Here is a 16,847-nt window from a genome sequence, read left to right as displayed (position 1 = left end):
CGAGCTTGCTCGCGAATGCGGAGTGTCAGTCACCCGATGTGTTTCTGATGAACCGCATTCGCGAGCAAGCTCGCTCCCACAGTTTCATCGGTGTCATGTTTTGGTCATGCGCCTGACTTAATCTCCCCGGCAATCCCCTTGGCCTGATTCGGTGCCGGCATGACCCTGCGTGTTCTGTTCGCTTTTCTGTCGAGTGCATGGCTGACGGTCAGTGCCGCCACCTTGCCCGTCCCCGAAAACGGCCCGGCATTGCGCATTCAGGGTTCCAACACCATCGGCGCCGATCTCGGCCCGGCGCTGGTCGAAGGTTTTCTGCAAGAGCAGGGTCTGCTGAAGATTCACCGTGAAAACGCCGACAACGCCAACGAACAACACATCGTCGCTCAGACTGCGCAAGGCCAACGGGTGGTGATTGAAGTCGCCGCCCACGGTTCCAGCACCGGGTTCACCGCACTGAAAACGGCCAGCGCCGACCTCGCCGCCTCCTCACGCCCGATCAAGGACAGCGAACTGCTCAACCTGGAAGCGCTCGGCGACCTGAAAAGCGCTGAGGCCGAGCAAGTGATTGCCATCGATGGTCTGGCGATCATCCTTCACCCCGGCAACCCCCTGCAGCAACTGGACACCGAGCAACTGGCGCGGATCTTCAGCGGTGAGGTGAAAACCTGGGAAGACCTCGGCGGGCACGGCGGATCGATTCATTTATATGCGCGGGATGATCAGTCCGGCACTTACGACACGTTCAAGGAACTGGTGCTGGCTCGGCGCGGGAAACACCTGAGTTCCAGTGCGAAACGCTTCGAATCCAGCGAGCAATTGTCCGATGCGGTGAGCAACGATCCGCAAGGCATCGGTTTCATCGGCCTGCCGTATGTACGCCAGGCCAAAGCCGTGGCCATCGCTGACGGCGCATCGCAATCGATGTTGCCGCTCAACAGCCTGATTGCCACCGAGGACTATCCGCTGTCGCGGCGCCTGTTCTTTTATTTGCCGCCCAGAAACCAGAATCCGTGGGCATCGGCACTGGTAGCGTTTGCGCAAAGCCCACAGGGCCAGAAGATTGTCGCGGCCACCGGGTTCATCAGTCAGACCGTGCACGCGATGACCGTCACCCCGAATGCGCTGATGCCCGAGGGCTATCAATCCCTCAGCCGTCACGCCCAGCGTCTGACGGTGAACTTCCGCTTCGAGGAAGGCAGCGCCAGCCTCGACAACAAGGCGCGGCAGGATCTGGCGCGGGTGCTCGACTATATAAAGCGCCACGCCAAGACCGAGCGCGCGGTGACGCTGGTGGGGTTTGGCGACGAGAAAGACGACCCGGCACGGGCCGACCTGCTGTCGAAACTGCGGGCGATGGCGGTGCGTCGCGAACTGGTGAAGAACGGCGTGGTGATGCGCGAAGTTCGTGGGTTTGGCGCGCTGATGCCGGTGGCGGCGAACAGTGCGGATGAAGGCAGGATCAAGAATCGGCGGGTTGAGGTTTGGGTGTACTGAATCAGATGTTGATGTGTTGAACCTGCTTACGTCATCGCTGGCAAGCCAGCTCCCACAGAGATTTCCAGTGAACACAAAGTTTGTGAACACCAAACAAACCTGTGGGAGCTGGCTTGCCAGCGATGAACGATGACGCGGTACTGGATCAGCGCTCGCTACGCAACATTTCCTTCGGCACATACTTGCCGATCTCGAATTTGCCAATCGCCGCGCGGTGCACTTCGTCCGGGCCGTCGGCCAGGCGCAGGGTGCGTTGCATGGCGTACATGTAGGCCAGCGGGAAATCGTTCGAGACCCCGGCCCCGCCATGGATCTGGATCGCCCGGTCGATCACCCGCAGCGCGACGTTTGGCGCGACAACCTTGATCTGCGCGATCTCGCTTTTGGCAACCTTGTTACCCACGGTGTCCATCATGTACGCCGCTTTCAGGGTCAGCAGGCGCGCCATGTCGATTTCCATCCGCGAATCGGCGATCTTGTCGACGTTACCGCCCAGACGCGCCAGCGGTTTGCCGAATGCAGTGCGACTCACCGAACGTTTGCACATCAATTCCAGGGCGCGCTCGGCCATGCCGATCGAACGCATGCAGTGGTGAATGCGGCCCGGGCCAAGGCGACCCTGAGCGATTTCGAAGCCTCTTCCCTCACCGAGCAGGACGTTTTCGTACGGCACGCGCACGTTGTCGAACAGCACCTCGGCGTGGCCGTGCGGTGCATCGTCGTAACCGAACACCGGCAGCGGACGGACGATTTTCACCCCGGGGGTGTCGACCGGTACGAGGATCATCGAGTGCTGGGCATGGCGCGGTGCGTCGGGGTTACTCAGGCCCATGAAGATCAGGATCTTGCAACGTGGATCGCAAGCGCCGGAGGTCCACCACTTCTTGCCGTTGATCACCCACTCGTCACCATCACGCACAGCGCGGGCGGCCATGTTGGTGGCGTCGGACGAGGCCACGTCCGGTTCGGTCATGGCGAACGCCGAGCGGATCTCGCCGCGCAGCAGCGGTTCGAGCCAGCGCTGTTTCTGTTCTTCGTTGGCGTAGCGCACCAGCACTTCCATGTTGCCGGTGTCCGGCGCCGAGCAGTTGAACGGCTCCGGCCCGAGCAGCGAACGGCCCATGATCTCAGCCAGCGGTGCATATTCCAGGTTGGTCAGCCCGGCGCCAAGTTCCGACTCCGGCAGGAACAGGTTCCACAGACCTTCAGCCTTGGCCTTGGCTTTGAGTTCTTCCATGATCGCGGTCGGCTGCCAGCGATCGCCCTCGGCAACCTGGCGTTCGAACACGGCTTCGGCCGGGTAAACGTAAGTGTCCATGAACGCGGTCACGCGCTCACGCAGTTCTTGCACCTTGGGCGAATAAGCGAAATCCATGAGCAATTACCTTCTATGGGCAGAGGTTGTTCAGATCATGCAATCGATGCTAGAACAGCGCTGATAATTTACCTAGCCTATTCTCGGCGTGTATAAACATTCATCACCGATATATGATCCGCTGATCGTCAGCCCCTAGAACAAGAGAAGCCGCGTAATGAATCTGAGTAAGGTCGACCTCAACCTTTTCATCGTCTTCGACGCGATCTACACCGAAGCCAACCTGACCCGCGCCGGGCAGATTGTCGGCATCACCCAGCCGGCGGTGTCCAACGCACTGGCGCGGTTGCGCGAAACCTTCAATGACCCGCTGTTCGTGCGCACCGCGCAGGGCATGGTGCCGACGCCGATGGCGCAGAACATCATCGGCCCGGTGCGCAACGCGCTGTCGCTGCTGCGGGTGTCGGTGCAGGAGAGCCGGATTTTCAATCCGGCGCAGGCGGTGAAGACTTACCGCATCAGCATGACCGACCTCACTGAGGCGGTGATTCTGCCGCCGCTGTTCCAGCGTTTGCGGCGTCTGGCGCCGACGGTGATCATCGAAAGTTTCCTGTCCAAACGCCGTGAGACCACCAAGGAACTGGCGGCCGGACGCCTGGATTTTGCCGTCGATGCGCCACTCAATACCGATCCGCAAGTGCGCCACGTCAAGCTGATGGAAGACCGTTACGTCTGTGCGATGCGCAAGGGCCATCCGCTGGCGGGCAAGGAAAAACTCAGCCTCGACGACTACCTGTCGCTGACGCATATCCACATCTCCAGCCGCCGCAGCGGTCTGGGCTATGTCGATCTGTCCCTGGGGAAAATGGGCATTCAGCGCAAGATCGCCCTGCGCTCGCAGCATTATTTGATGGCATCGCAGGTCATGCAGCAGACCGATATGGTCATGACCGTGCCCGAGCGTTTTGCCCGGCGCAACGATTTGCATGCGTTCAACCTTCCAGTCAACGACGTGCCGCCGGTGGAGACTCACCTTTACTGGCATGAGAGCACCGACCAGGATCCGGCCAACCGTTGGATGCGCGAGCAGATCATCGAGTTGTGCCAGCAGGTGGCGGCGCAGGAGAAGAAGCTCGATAAGGTGTAAGGCTGGCTACCGCGTTTTCGTTCTTCGCGAGCAGGCTCGCGCCCACAGTTGATCGCGTTCCATCTGAAGAAACACGACCGAATGTGGGAGCGAGCCTGCTCGCGAAGAGGCCAGCACTGGCGCCACACATTTTGCACCTTGACGTAAACGTCAACTCGCCATTAGCTTAGCGCCAAGACCTTCTTTCGAGCGCTTTCATGAGCAGCCAGACCTACAGCATTTCCGACCTCGCCCGCGAGCTGGACATCACCACCCGGGCGATCCGCTTTTATGAAGAGCAAGGCCTGCTCAGCCCTGAGCGCCGTGGCCAGGAACGCATCTATTCACCGCGCGACAAGGTCAGTCTGAAGCTGATCCTGCGCGGCAAGCGCATTGGTTTCTCGCTCGCCGAATGCCGCGAATTGATCGAGCTCTACGACCCCTCCAGCGGTAACACCAAACAACTCAACAGCATGCTGGCGAAAATCAGCGAGCGCCGGGCACAGCTCGAACAGCAGTTACTCGACATCGAACAGATGAAGCTGGAACTCGATACCGCGGAAGAACGCTGCGTGCAGGCGTTGGAACAGACGCTCAAAGGCCAGCAATCAGTTCAGTAATCCAAATAAATCTCTTGTGGGAGCGAGCCTGCTCGCGAATGCACCAGGTCAATCGCCAAAGATGTTGAATGACAGATCGCTCGCGAGCAGGCTCGCTCCCACAGGGGCATCTTCGAAGACTTCAGACATTTACAACAGGTCAATCCCATGTCCCTCCCCTCCCAAGTACGCCTGATCGAAGTCGGCCCGCGCGATGGTCTGCAGAACGAAGCCCAACCGATCAGCGTGGCTGACAAGGTACAACTGGTCGACGCCCTGAGCGCCGCCGGCCTCGGCTATATAGAAGTCGGCAGTTTTGTCTCGCCGAAATGGGTGCCGCAAATGGCCGGTTCGGCCGAGGTGTTCGCGCAGATCCAGCGCAAACCCGGCGTCATCTACGGTGCACTGGCGCCCAATCTGCGCGGTTTTGAAGATGCGCTGGCGGCGGGTGTGAAAGAAGTTGCGGTATTCGCCGCCGCATCCGAGGCGTTCTCGCAGCGCAACATCAATTGCTCGATCAGCGAAAGCCTGGCGCGCTTTGCACCGATCATGGAAGCCGCGAAACAGCACGGCGTTACCGTGCGCGGTTACGTCTCCTGCGTGCTGGGTTGCCCTTATGAAGGCGAGGTCGCGCCGGAACAAGTGGCGATGGTTGCGCGTGAACTGTACGCGATGGGCTGCTACGAAGTGTCCCTCGGCGACACCATTGGCACCGGCACTGCCGGCGCAACCCGTCGGTTATTCGAAGTGGTCTCGGCGCAAGTCCCACGGGACAAACTCGCCGGGCACTTCCACGACACCTACGGCCAGGCGATGGCCAACATCTATGCCAGCCTGCTGGAAGGCATTGCCGTGTTCGACAGCTCTATTGCCGGTCTCGGCGGCTGCCCGTACGCCAAAGGCGCGAGCGGTAACGTCGCCACCGAAGACGTGGTGTACCTGCTCAACGGCCTGGGTATCAAGACCGGTATCGACCTCGACGCCCTGATTGCGGCGGGTCAGCAGATCAGTGCGGTGCTCGGTCGCCCGAGCGGTTCGCGTGTGGCCAAGGCCCGTAACGCCCAGTGAGGGCGAAGGTGTTACCGCGGTGTCTGAAACGTGGGCATAGTCGAGTAACACGGAAACAAATTGTCTGGTTTTGCCTGAAGGAAAAATCCTTCAAAAATCTCAAGCCATTGATTTAAAAGAGTTTTAAAAAGTTGGCACGGCTTCTGCTATCTCTATGGCATAACAAGAATAAAAAGCAGCAAACCAATAAAAATAAGACGTACCGACTCTGACATAACAAAAACAACACGGCAGAGACGCAGCTAACAGATTTTTTTGGAGAAGGTGTGCTTTTCAGGGTGCTCTCAGGAGTGACCCGCAACCGGGCAGAGAATAATAAAACTACCTTCAGGTAGCGCCCGAATCGGTTGGATCGTTTAACGAGAAAGCAGATCAGCGCTCAAAAAAATACGTTTGCTCTTGACCCCGGATGGGGGTCGCCAAAAACAGCGGTAAAGGGCCACGGTTGCCAAAAACAACAACAGACCGCCCCTCAATAATAAAAAAGAGCACGCGACGACAAAATTAAAGGGGAGCTTCGGCTCCCCTTTGTGCTTTCTGCAATTCCCGAATTCCCGAACATCCCTGTGGGAGCTGGCTTGCCAGCGATAGCGTCAGGTCAGCCAGCATCAATGTTGAATGATCTACCGCAATCGCTGGCAAGCCAGCTCCCACAGGGGTGGTGGTTACCGTTCGATTGTTTTTAACTCCTCGATACTGATCTCACGCATCCGGAATTTCTGGATCTTGCCCGTCACCGTCATCGGAAACTCCTCCACAAACTTGAAATGACGCGGCGTCTTGAAGTGCGCGATGCGCTCCTTGCACCAGGTTTGCAGTTCCAGTTCGGAGGCATGATGGCCGGGGTGGAATTTGATCCAGGCAACGATCTCCTCACCGTAACGCGAGCACGGGATGCCGATCACCTGTACGTCTGCCACCGCCGGGTGAGTGAAGAAAAACTCTTCCAGCTCACGCGGGTAAATGTTCTCGCCCCCGCGAATAATCATGTCTTTGTTACGCCCCGCGATATTCACGTAACCCTCATCGTTCATGCTCGCCAGGTCGCCGGTGTGCATCCAGCCCGCCTCATCGATGGCTTCGGCGGTGGCTTGCGGGTTGCTCCAGTAACCGAGCATCACGCTGTAACCACGGGTGCAGAGTTCGCCGATGGTGCCGCGCGGAACCAGGTTGCCGGCCTCGTCGATGATTTTGCTTTCGAGTTGCGGCTGGGTGCGGCCGACGGTGGTCACGCGCAGTTCCAGCTCGTCCGATGGCCCGGTCTGCAGGGAGACAGGGCTGGTTTCGGTCATGCCGTAGGCGATCTGCACCTCGCTCATGTGCATTTCACTGATGACCCGGCGCATCACCTCGATCGGGCAAGTGGCGCCGGCCATGATCCCGGTGCGCAGGGTCGACAGATCGAACTCGGCGCGCTGCGGCTGATCAAGCATGGCGATGAACATGGTCGGCACGCCGTACAGCCCGGTGGCCTTTTCTTCGGCGACGGTTTGCAGGGTCAGTAGCGGATCGAACGCGTCATTGGGGTAAATCATCGTACTGGCGTGAGTGATGCAGCCAAGGTTGCCCATGACCATGCCGAAGCAGTGATACAGCGGCACCGGGATCACCAAGCGATCGTCCGGGGTCAGACCGATGCTCTCGCCGACCATGTAACCGTTGTTGAGGATGTTGTAGTGACTGAGGGTCGCGCCCTTGGGGAAACCGGTGGTGCCGGAGGTGTACTGGATGTTGACGGGTTGGTCGAAGTGCAGGCTGTCGCTGCGTTCACGCAATTGTTCGGCAGAGACACTGGAGGCCAGATCTGCCAGTTGCGACCACGGGAGAAAACCCGAAGGCGGCTGTGCATCAAGGCTGATCAACCCGCGCAATTCCGGCAGGCGCTCGCTGCGCAGTTCGCCGATGGATTGCTCGGCCAGTTCCGGCAGCAAGCCTTGCAACATGCCGTGATAGTTGGAGCTCTTGAACGCTCCCGCACAGACCAGCCACTGACAACCGGATTGCTTGAGTACGTATTCGAGCTCGGAACTGCGATAAGCCGGATTGATGTTGACCAGGATCACGCCGATCTTCGCGGTGGCGAACTGAGTGATGCACCACTGCGCGCCATTCGGCGCCCAGATGCCGAGCCGGTCACCGGCCTGCAAACCCAACGCCAGCAGCGCTCTGGCATGCACGTTCACCGCGTCGGCCAGTTGCCGCCAGGTGTAACGCAGCTGCTGGTGGCGCACCACCAGCGCCTCGCCGTCCGGGTACTGCGCGACGGTTTCGTCGAACTTCTGCCCGATGGTCATCGCCAGCAAGGCTTTGCTCTGGGAACCACGGGTGTAGCTGCGCTGCGGGTTTGCACTGGGTTGATCCATGACGACCCCTATTGTCTTTATTAGTGGGTTTACTGGAGCTCACTTTTTTGCGGGTGGCCTTTGTGGCGAGGGGATTTATCCCCGACGGTGTGCGAAGCGCACCCTCAGCTTTTCCTGTCGAACCGCATTCACAGGTTTTGGGTCGGCTTCGCCAACCATCGGGGATAAGTCCCCTCGCCACACAAGCTCTCGCCCATAAAAAAGCAGTCCGCTTTCATTCCTGAGGTGCCCCTACTCTCGCTCAAGTTGACGTTAACGTAAAGGGTGATTGACAGCCAATCAGCGCAGGCTTACGTTAACGTAAAGGTGAGAGCCGTTCGACTGCCCTCCCCACCCTACAAAAAAGCCAAAAGGTGACCCATGAGCTACCCATCCCTGAACTTCGCCCTCGGTGAAACCATCGACATGCTGCGCGATCAGGTTCAGTCCTTCGTCGCCGATCAGATCGCGCCACGTGCCGCGCAGATCGACCACGACAACCTGTTCCCGGCCGACCTGTGGCGCAAGTTCGGCGACATGGGCCTGCTGGGTATCACCGTACCGGAAGAGTACGGCGGTGCGGGCCTGGGCTATCTGGCGCACGTGGTGGCAATGGAAGAAATCAGCCGCGGTTCGGCCTCAGTGGCACTGTCCTACGGCGCGCATTCCAACCTTTGCGTCAACCAGATCAACCGCAACGGCAACCACGAACAAAAAAGCAAATACCTGCCCAAGCTGATCAGCGGCGAACATGTCGGCGCCCTCGCCATGAGCGAGCCGAACGCCGGTTCCGACGTGGTCTCGATGAAACTGCGCGCCGATAAACGCGGCGACCGCTTCGTGCTCAACGGCAGCAAGACCTGGATCACCAACGGCCCCGACGCCAACACCTACGTGATCTACGCCAAGACCGACCTGGAAAAAGGCCCGCACGGCATCACTGCGTTCATCGTCGAACGCGACTGGAAAGGCTTCAGCCGCAGCAACAAGTTCGACAAGCTCGGCATGCGCGGCTCCAACACTTGCGAGCTGTTTTTCGATGACGTCGAAGTGCCGGAAGAAAACATCCTCGGCGTGCTCAACGGCGGCGTGAAAGTGCTGATGAGTGGTCTCGATTACGAGCGCGTCGTGCTGTCCGGCGGCCCGACCGGGATCATGCAGTCGTGCATGGACCTGATCGTGCCGTACATCCACGACCGCAAGCAGTTCGGTCAGAGCATCGGCGAATTCCAGCTGATCCAGGGCAAAGTCGCCGACATGTACACCCAGCTCAACGCCAGCCGCGCCTACCTCTACGCCGTGGCCCAGGCCTGCGAGCGCAACGAAACCACGCGCAAGGACGCCGCCGGGGTGATCCTCTACACCGCCGAACGCGCGACGCAAATGGCCCTCGACGCGATCCAGATTCTCGGCGGCAACGGCTACATCAACGAATTCCCGGCCGGGCGCCTGCTGCGTGACGCCAAGCTCTACGAAATCGGCGCTGGCACCAGTGAGATCCGGCGCATGCTGATCGGCCGCGAACTGTTCAACGAAACCCGCTAAACGGAGCTGTCCATGGCTATCCTGCATACCCAGCTCAACCCCCGTTCAGCGGAGTTCGCCGCCAACAGCGCGGCGATGCTCGAACAGGTCGACGCCCTGCACACCCTGCTCGCCCATGTGGCGCAGGGTGGCGGCGCGAAAGCCCAGGAACGCCACACCTCGCGCGGTAAACTGCTGCCGCGAGAGCGGATCAATCGCCTGCTGGACCCGGGCTCGCCGTTTCTGGAAATCAGCCAGCTCGCCGCGCACGCGGTGTATGGCGAAGACGTTCCCGCCGCCGGCGTAATCGCCGGGATCGGCCGGGTCGAAGGCGTCGAGTGCATGATCGTCGCCAACGACGCGACGGTGAAAGGTGGCTCGTACTACCCGCTGACCGTGAAAAAACACCTGCGCGCGCAGACCATTGCCCAGCAGAACCGCTTGCCGTGCATCTATCTGGTGGACTCGGGCGGCGCCAACCTGCCGCGTCAGGACGAGGTGTTCCCGGATCGCGAGCACTTCGGCCGGATCTTCTTCAACCAGGCCAACATGAGCGCGATGGGCATTCCGCAGATCGCCGTGGTCATGGGCTCATGCACCGCTGGCGGCGCTTATGTGCCGGCGATGGCGGATGAAGCGATCATGGTGCGCAATCAGGCAACCATCTTCCTCGCCGGCCCGCCGCTGGTGAAAGCCGCGACCGGTGAAGTGGTCAGCGCTGAAGACCTCGGCGGTGCCGATGTGCACTGCAAGATTTCCGGGGTCGCCGACCATTACGCCGAGAGCGACGAACACGCCCTCGCCCTCGCTCGCCGCAGCGTCGCCAACCTCAACTGGCGCAAGCTCGGTGAAGTGCAACAGCGCACGCCGATTGCGCCGCTGTACGCCAGCGATGAGTTGTACGGTGTGGTTTCCGCCGACGCCAAACAGCCGTTCGACGTGCGCGAAGTGATTGCGCGGCTGGTCGACGGCTCGGTGTTCGATGAATTCAAAGCCTTGTTCGGTACCACGCTGGTGTGCGGCTTCGCTCACCTGCACGGCTACCCGATCGCGATCCTCGCCAACAACGGCATTCTCTTTGCCGAAGCCGCGCAGAAAGGCGCGCACTTTATCGAACTGGCCTGCCAGCGCGGCATTCCGCTGCTGTTCCTGCAGAACATTACCGGCTTCATGGTCGGGCAGAAATACGAGGCCGGCGGCATCGCCAAGCATGGCGCGAAACTGGTGACGGCGGTGGCCTGCGCCAAGGTGCCGAAATTCACCGTGATCATCGGCGGCAGCTTCGGTGCCGGTAACTACGGCATGTGCGGGCGCGCTTACGATCCGCGTTTCCTGTGGATGTGGCCGAATGCGCGCATCGGCGTGATGGGTGCCGAGCAGGCCGCGGGCGTGCTGGTACAGGTCAAACGCGAGCAGGCCGAACGCAGCGGCCAGGCCTTCAGCGCCGAGCAGGAAAGCGAGATCAAGCAACCGATTCTCGATCAGTACGAAGAGCAGGGTCACCCCTACTATTCCAGCGCACGACTGTGGGACGACGGCGTCATCGACCCGGCGCAGACTCGTGACGTGCTGGCTCTGGCCTTGTCTGCGTCGCTGAACGCGCCTATCGAACCGAGCCGCTTCGGCGTGTTCCGGATGTGATGCTTTTTTTGTAGGAGCGAGCCTGCTCGCGAAGACGGTCTGTCAGCTCCGGATACTTCGACTGATACACCGCTTTCGCGAGCAGGCTCGCTCCCACAAGAACCGTGGAGACGGAAGAATATGAGCGACTTCAACACCCTCGAATTGCAGAGCGATCCACGGGGTTTCGCGACCCTGTGGCTGAGCCGCGAAGAAAAGAACAACGCGTTCAACGCAGAGATGATCCGCGAACTGATTCTGGCGCTGGACAAGGTCGCCAGCGATGCCAGCCTGCGTTTCCTGCTGGTGCGCGGGCGTGGCAGGCACTTCAGCGCCGGCGCCGATCTGGCGTGGATGCAGCAATCAGCCGAGCTCGATTACCACACCAACCTCGACGACGCCCGCGAGCTGGCGGAACTGATGTACAACCTCGCCAAGCTGAAAATCCCGACCCTGGCCGTGGTGCAAGGGGCGGCGTTCGGCGGCGCGCTGGGTCTGATCAGTTGCTGCGACATGGCGATTGGCAGCGATGACGCGCAGTTCTGTCTGTCGGAAGTGCGCATCGGCCTGGCCCCGGCGGTGATCAGTCCGTTCGTGGTGCAGGCCATCGGCGAACGGGCTGCGCGTCGCTACGCCCTGACCGCTGAACGTTTCGGCGGACAGCGTGCGCGGGAAATCGGTTTGTTGTCCGAGAGCTACCCGGCCGCCGAGCTTGATCAAGCGGTCGAACAATGGATCGACAACCTGCTGCTCAACAGTCCCGCCGCGATGCGCGCCAGCAAGGATCTGCTGCGCGAAGTCGGTAACGGTGCGCTGACCCCGGCGTTGCGCCGTTACACCGAAAACGCCATCGCACGTATCCGCGTCAGCCCTGAAGGCCAGGAAGGCTTGCGCGCCTTTCTGCAAAAACGTCCGCCAAGCTGGCAGGCTGCAACCACCCCCAAGGAGCCGCGTTGATGAGCGCACCTGTTCTCACCACCCTGTTGGTGGCCAACCGTGGCGAAATCGCTTGCCGGGTCATGCGTACCGCCAAGGCGCTGGGCCTGACCACCGTCGCCGTGCACAGCGCCACCGACCGCGAAGCGCGGCACACCCGGGAAGCAGATATCCGCGTTGATCTCGGCGGCAGCAAAGCCGCTGACAGCTATCTGCAAATCGACAAACTGATCGCAGCAGCCAAAGCCAGCGGCGCGCAGGCGATTCATCCGGGTTATGGCTTTCTGTCGGAGAACGCTGGTTTCGCCCGTGCCATTGAACAGGCCGGGCTGATCTTCCTTGGCCCGCCCGCCTCGGCCATCGACGCGATGGGCAGCAAATCGGCGGCCAAGGCGTTGATGGAAACCGCCGGTGTGCCGCTGGTGCCGGGCTATCACGGCGAGGCGCAGGATCTCGATACCTTCCGCGATGCCTGCGCACGTATTGGCTATCCGGTGCTGCTCAAGGCCACGGCCGGTGGCGGTGGCAAAGGCATGAAAGTGGTCGAGGACGTCAGCCAATTGGCCGAAGCCCTGGCCTCGGCGCAGCGTGAGGCGCAGTCGTCATTCGGCGATTCGCGGATGCTGGTGGAGAAATACCTGCTCAAACCACGCCATGTGGAAATTCAGGTGTTCGCCGATCAGCATGGTCATTGCCTGTACCTCAACGAGCGTGATTGCTCGATTCAGCGCCGGCACCAAAAAGTCGTCGAAGAAGCCCCGGCTCCGGGCCTGACCCCGGAGCTGCGCCGCGCCATGGGCGAAGCGGCGGTGCGTTCGGCGCAGGCGATTGGTTACGTCGGCGCGGGGACCGTGGAGTTCCTGCTGGATGCGCGCGGCGAATTCTTCTTCATGGAGATGAACACGCGTTTGCAGGTCGAGCACCCGGTCACCGAAGCGATCACCGGACTCGATCTGGTAGCGTGGCAGATCCGTGTGGCTCGCGGCGAAGCGTTACCGATCACGCAGGATCAAGTGCCGCTCAATGGCCATGCGCTTGAAGTGCGCCTGTATGCCGAAGACCCGTCGAATGATTTCCTGCCCGCCACCGGTCGCCTGGATTTGTATCGTGAATCGGCTGCGGGACCAGGGCGTCGGGTCGATAGCGGTGTTGAGCAAGGCGATGAAATTTCGCCGTTCTACGACCCGATGCTCGGCAAGCTGATCGCCTGGGGCGAAGATCGCGAGCAGGCGCGGTTGCGGCTGTTGAGCATGCTCGACGAGTTCGCGATCGGCGGTTTGAAGACCAACATCAACTTCCTGCGGCGGATCATCGCGCATCCGGCATTTGCTGCTGCGGAGCTGGATACCGGGTTTATTCCGCGGTATCAGGAAACGCTGCTGCCTGCTGCGGGTGAACTGAGCGATGAATTCTGGCAGACCGCAGCACGGGCTTTCGCACAGGGTTTGCCGAGCGCTGTTCGGGAAGATGATCCGGGGTCGCCGTGGGCCTTGAACCGAGGTTTGCGTGCGGGTCTGCCGGCGGAAATCACTCTGCACTTGAGCTGCGAGGGTCAGAATCGGGCACTGACGCTGAATAGCGCCAGCAACGCTACGCTGTCCGATGAAGCGCTGGTGGTCGAGCGCGACGGCGTGCGCCGCACCTTGCGTGCCATTCGCCAGGGCGATTCGCTGTACCTGCAATGGGACGGCGAGTTACGGCGTATTCAGACGTATGACCCGATCAGCGCCGTCGACGCCAGCCACAGCCATCAGGGCGGTCTGACTGCGCCCATGAACGGCAGCATCGTGCGGGTGTTGGTGGAGGCCGGGCAATCGGTCGAGGCCGGCGCGCAACTGGTGGTGCTGGAGGCGATGAAGATGGAGCACAGCATTCGCGCGCCCCATGCTGGCGTGATCAAAGCGCTGTATTGCCAGGAAGGCGAAATGGTCAGTGAAGGCAGCGCTTTGGTTGAACTGGAAGCCGTGTAGCCAGAGGATCGATCCTGCGCCGAGCGAGGATCGATCTGGCTAGAACCGCGCTGTGGCCTGAACCACCACGCCAATGATTCGACACTCATCGGTGAACAAGGCTTTGGGCCAGGTCGGATTGAGCGGTACCAGATAACGCTGGCCGCCCTCTTCGTCCAGCTTGCGAAAGATCGCTTCAGCGCAGCCTTGCCACTGGGCGATCACCAGTTTGCCTGGCAGCGCTTCCACCTCCGGATCAACCAGAATCAGCATGCCCTCGGCAATGCTCTGGCCGGTCGGTGCGGTCATGGAATCCCCCGCCACCGTCAGCCAGAACGCCGCACCACGGGCGTGATAATCCGTCAGTTCGAAGCGCTGCTTGTCCTGCGTCGGAGCATAGGTTGTGGCTGCACTCTCGCGGATTTCGCACGAGGTGGACCAGTCACTGACCGGGTAGCGGAAGTACGGGTTGTACTTCTGTGCCAATGGCATTTCGTCATCCGCCGCTTCCTGCGGTTCACGGATCACCAGCACGACTTCGAGGAAGTCCATGCCCAGCGCCTGCAACACGCGGTTCATTTGGGTGATGCCCGGTTCGCGGCGTTTGTTCAGCCAATGGCCGATGCCGCCCTGGGACATGCCGACGCGCTCTCCGAGCTCTGTTTGAGTGATTTTGAGTTCACTCATCTTGGCCTTGACCAACTCAATCCATTTATCCATGTGCGGCACCTTACTTGCCCCGCCTTCGGCCGGCAAAACACATATTGTAGTATTTAAATTCTGGTCACAACTACGCATCGTACTATCCTGAAAGCACGGACTTTCAATCGAACAAGGAGTGACCCTTCACCATGAATATCAGCAGCAAAGACTTGCCCGATCTGCAAATGGACACCACGTTCACCTCCCCTCAAGGCAACGCGGCAGCGCAGCGAGCGCTGGACTATTACTTGAAACCAGCTGTGTCAGAACCCGAGGTCGATGAGCGTTTTTTTGATGTGAAACGCCATCTCAGCGGCGAGGAGGCGCTGGTGCATGCGTCGGATCTGCTGCGTTGCGCAGCGGCCACCGCCTTCAAGGCAGCCGAGAACCTGCAGGGCGCGAGCCGTGACCTGGCCTTTTCGGTGGTGCATATGGTGGATATGGCGCGAGCGATGGTCGACCATTCGATTGATGGCGAGCAGCTCTGACGAACACGGGAAGTGAGCGGACAGGAAAGAATTTTCCAATCGCGCAGATAAAAACGTTTGACTTGCAAATGATAATGATTATTATTGCAAGCAGCTGATCGCGAGATCAGTCGATGGACCAGAGACCTTAGGTCGGTCTTCTGGACTATCTCCTCATCAGGCTAATCACGGTTTTTGACCCGGCTTTTTGCCGGGTCTTTTTTTGCCCGTTTTTCGGGCTTATGGCTTCAGGCTAATGAAGTCGTTGGGTGCTGCAAATTCGATGGCGCGGATAATATCAAAAGAATATCGCTTGGCAAGCTTGGCCCGGCCAGATTGGCGCAAACCAATGACAATTAGCACTTGAGAATCAATCGCACAGTCTCTAAGCTGCTTGCGCGTCACGGAAGACGCCCCCCTACCGCAAGCCGCAATTTCCCTCGGTCTCAGCTCAGTCTTGCGTGTAAAGTAGCCGCCATAAAAATCATATTCAGGAATCGATTATGACCGTGGCCAAATCTTCGTTCGACATCAGCGCCAACTTCGACAGCGGCAACATCCAAGTCATCGACATCTCCAATCCGCTCAACCCGGTTCTGGCCATCCGCCCGGATACCCGCAGCGCGCATTTTCAGTGGTTCCACTTCAAGGCCAGCGGCCTGCATGTTCATCAAGAGCACTGGTTTCGCCTGGTCAACGCCAGCCAATCCTCCTACAACAAGGCCTGGACCGGCTATCAGGCTGTCGCTTCCTACGACCACGTCAACTGGTTCCGCATTCCCACCAGTTTCGAGGGTGACAGCCTGCGTTTTTGCCTTGAAGCCGAACAAACCCACGCCTGGTTCGCCTACTTCGAACCCTACAGCCGCGGTCGTCATGACTGGTTGATCGAGCAGGCGCTGACCAAGGCCGGCACCGAACTGCTGGCCACCGGCAAGAGCGTCGAAGGGCGTGACATTCAGTTGCTGCGCAAGGGCAGCGGCGCCGAGAGCCAGCGCAAAATCTGGATCATCGCGCAACAGCACCCGGGCGAGCACATGGCCGAATGGTTCATGGAAGGCGTGATCGAGCGCCTGGAACCCCACGACGATCCGGTGCTGAACAGATTGCTGGCCAGCGCCGATTTGTATCTGGTGCCGAACATGAACCCGGACGGCGCCTTCCACGGTCACCTGCGCACCAACGCCATGGGCCAGGATTTAAATCGCGCCTGGCAGAGCGCCAGTCAGGACGTCAGCCCCGAGGTACTTTTCGTACAACAGCAGATGGAAAAGTATGGCGTCGATCTGTTCCTGGACGTACACGGTGACGAGGAAATCCCCCACGTGTTCACTGCCGGTTGTGAAGGCAACCCGGGTTACACACCGCGCATCGAGAAGCTCGAAGAGCATTTCCGCACGCACCTCAAGCACACCACCAAGGACTTCCAGACCCAGTACGGCTACACCCGCGACGAACCGGGCCAGGCCAACATGACGTTGGCCTGCAACGCGGTCGGTCAGAAATACGACTGCCTGTCGCTGACCCTGGAAATGCCGTTCAAGGATCACGACGATCATCCGAACAAAGAAACGGGCTGGTCGGGCAAACGCTCGAAACAATTGGGCAAAGACGTGCTGACCACCATCGCCGATATGGTCGACACCCTGCGCTGATCCCTCCCCGCTCCACCCGAAGATCGCAGCATTGTCTGCGATCTTTTTTT

At 60.1% G+C, this 16,847-nt stretch carries 14 protein-coding genes; 10 read left to right on the top strand and 4 right to left on the bottom strand.

Annotation, left to right across the window (positions count from 1 at the left end; genetic code table 11):
- Window positions 1-159 precede the first annotated feature (159 nt).
- Entirely contained in the window at window positions 160-1,494 is a 1,335-nt protein-coding gene (locus tag GTQ41_RS10385) for a substrate-binding domain-containing protein (protein WP_047291669.1), read from the top strand.
- Between the two features lie 145 nt (window positions 1,495-1,639).
- Here GTQ41_RS10385 and GTQ41_RS10380 read toward each other — a convergent pair whose 3' ends face one another.
- A complete protein-coding gene (locus GTQ41_RS10380; RefSeq protein WP_041075051.1) occupies window positions 1,640-2,869 on the bottom strand; it encodes an acyl-CoA dehydrogenase in 1,230 nt (409 codons plus the stop codon).
- Between the two features lie 157 nt (window positions 2,870-3,026).
- Here GTQ41_RS10380 and GTQ41_RS10375 point away from each other — a divergent pair, with 157 nt between their 5' ends.
- From GTQ41_RS10375 to GTQ41_RS10365, 3 genes are all read left to right on the top strand, one after another.
- The gene (locus tag GTQ41_RS10375; RefSeq protein ID WP_041075049.1) at window positions 3,027-3,956 is read left to right on the top strand and encodes a LysR family transcriptional regulator; all 930 of its coding nucleotides are present in this window, start codon (window positions 3,027-3,029) and stop codon (window positions 3,954-3,956) included.
- Between the two features lie 197 nt (window positions 3,957-4,153).
- Window positions 4,154-4,555 carry a MerR family DNA-binding transcriptional regulator gene (locus GTQ41_RS10370; RefSeq protein ID WP_047291666.1) on the top strand — a complete coding sequence of 134 codons (402 nt, stop codon included), beginning with the start codon at window positions 4,154-4,156 and terminating at the stop codon, window positions 4,553-4,555.
- Window positions 4,556-4,702: 147 nt separating this feature from the next.
- Complete coding sequence (locus GTQ41_RS10365; protein WP_047291664.1) at window positions 4,703-5,602, top strand: hydroxymethylglutaryl-CoA lyase; 900 nt, start codon at window positions 4,703-4,705, stop codon at window positions 5,600-5,602.
- A 665-nt stretch (window positions 5,603-6,267) separates the two neighbouring features.
- Here GTQ41_RS10365 and GTQ41_RS10360 read toward each other — a convergent pair.
- Complete coding sequence (locus GTQ41_RS10360; protein ID WP_047291662.1) at window positions 6,268-7,965, bottom strand: AMP-binding protein; 1,698 nt, start codon at window positions 7,963-7,965, stop codon at window positions 6,268-6,270.
- Window positions 7,966-8,325: 360 nt separating this feature from the next.
- On the opposite strand from GTQ41_RS10360, the gene GTQ41_RS10355 reads away from it, so the two are divergent.
- From GTQ41_RS10355 to GTQ41_RS10340, 4 genes are all read left to right on the top strand, one after another.
- On the top strand, window positions 8,326-9,489 hold the full coding sequence (locus GTQ41_RS10355) for an isovaleryl-CoA dehydrogenase (protein ID WP_047291661.1): 1,164 nt from the start codon (window positions 8,326-8,328) through the stop codon (window positions 9,487-9,489).
- Window positions 9,490-9,501: 12 nt separating this feature from the next.
- Window positions 9,502-11,109: a carboxyl transferase domain-containing protein gene (locus tag GTQ41_RS10350; RefSeq protein ID WP_047291659.1), complete on the top strand. Its 1,608-nt coding sequence runs from the start codon at window positions 9,502-9,504 to the stop codon at window positions 11,107-11,109.
- 120 nt (window positions 11,110-11,229) lie between these two features.
- Window positions 11,230-12,045 carry a gamma-carboxygeranoyl-CoA hydratase gene (locus tag GTQ41_RS10345; protein WP_047291657.1) on the top strand — a complete coding sequence of 272 codons (816 nt, stop codon included), beginning with the start codon at window positions 11,230-11,232 and terminating at the stop codon, window positions 12,043-12,045.
- A complete protein-coding gene (locus GTQ41_RS10340; protein ID WP_047291655.1) occupies window positions 12,045-13,994 on the top strand; it encodes an acetyl/propionyl/methylcrotonyl-CoA carboxylase subunit alpha in 1,950 nt (649 codons plus the stop codon). The genes GTQ41_RS10345 and GTQ41_RS10340 overlap by 1 nt, the downstream gene beginning before the upstream one ends.
- Before the next feature lie 39 nt (window positions 13,995-14,033).
- On the opposite strand, the gene GTQ41_RS10335 is transcribed toward GTQ41_RS10340, so the two are convergent.
- A complete protein-coding gene (locus tag GTQ41_RS10335) occupies window positions 14,034-14,693 on the bottom strand; it encodes a LexA family transcriptional regulator (RefSeq protein ID WP_047291652.1) in 660 nt (219 codons plus the stop codon).
- A gap of 131 nt (window positions 14,694-14,824) precedes the next feature.
- Here GTQ41_RS10335 and GTQ41_RS10330 point away from each other — a divergent pair, with 131 nt between their 5' ends.
- Window positions 14,825-15,163, top strand: a complete 339-nt coding sequence (locus GTQ41_RS10330) for a DUF3077 domain-containing protein (RefSeq protein ID WP_003223691.1) — start codon at window positions 14,825-14,827, stop codon at window positions 15,161-15,163.
- Between the two features lie 219 nt (window positions 15,164-15,382).
- Here GTQ41_RS10330 and GTQ41_RS10325 read toward each other — a convergent pair whose 3' ends face one another.
- Window positions 15,383-15,547, bottom strand: a complete 165-nt coding sequence (locus GTQ41_RS10325; protein ID WP_155416795.1) for a hypothetical protein — start codon at window positions 15,545-15,547, stop codon at window positions 15,383-15,385.
- 98 nt (window positions 15,548-15,645) lie between these two features.
- On the opposite strand from GTQ41_RS10325, the gene GTQ41_RS10320 reads away from it, so the two are divergent.
- Window positions 15,646-16,797 carry a M14-type cytosolic carboxypeptidase gene (locus tag GTQ41_RS10320; protein ID WP_217325493.1) on the top strand — a complete coding sequence of 384 codons (1,152 nt, stop codon included), beginning with the start codon at window positions 15,646-15,648 and terminating at the stop codon, window positions 16,795-16,797.
- Window positions 16,798-16,847 lie beyond the last annotated feature (50 nt).

The organism is Pseudomonas sp. AN-B15, from assembly GCF_019056475.1.
GTDB lineage: Bacteria > Pseudomonadota > Gammaproteobacteria > Pseudomonadales > Pseudomonadaceae > Aquipseudomonas > Aquipseudomonas parakoreensis.
The sequence above is the reverse complement of the archived record's forward strand: the minus strand, read 5'-3'. Positions and strand labels throughout refer to the sequence as shown.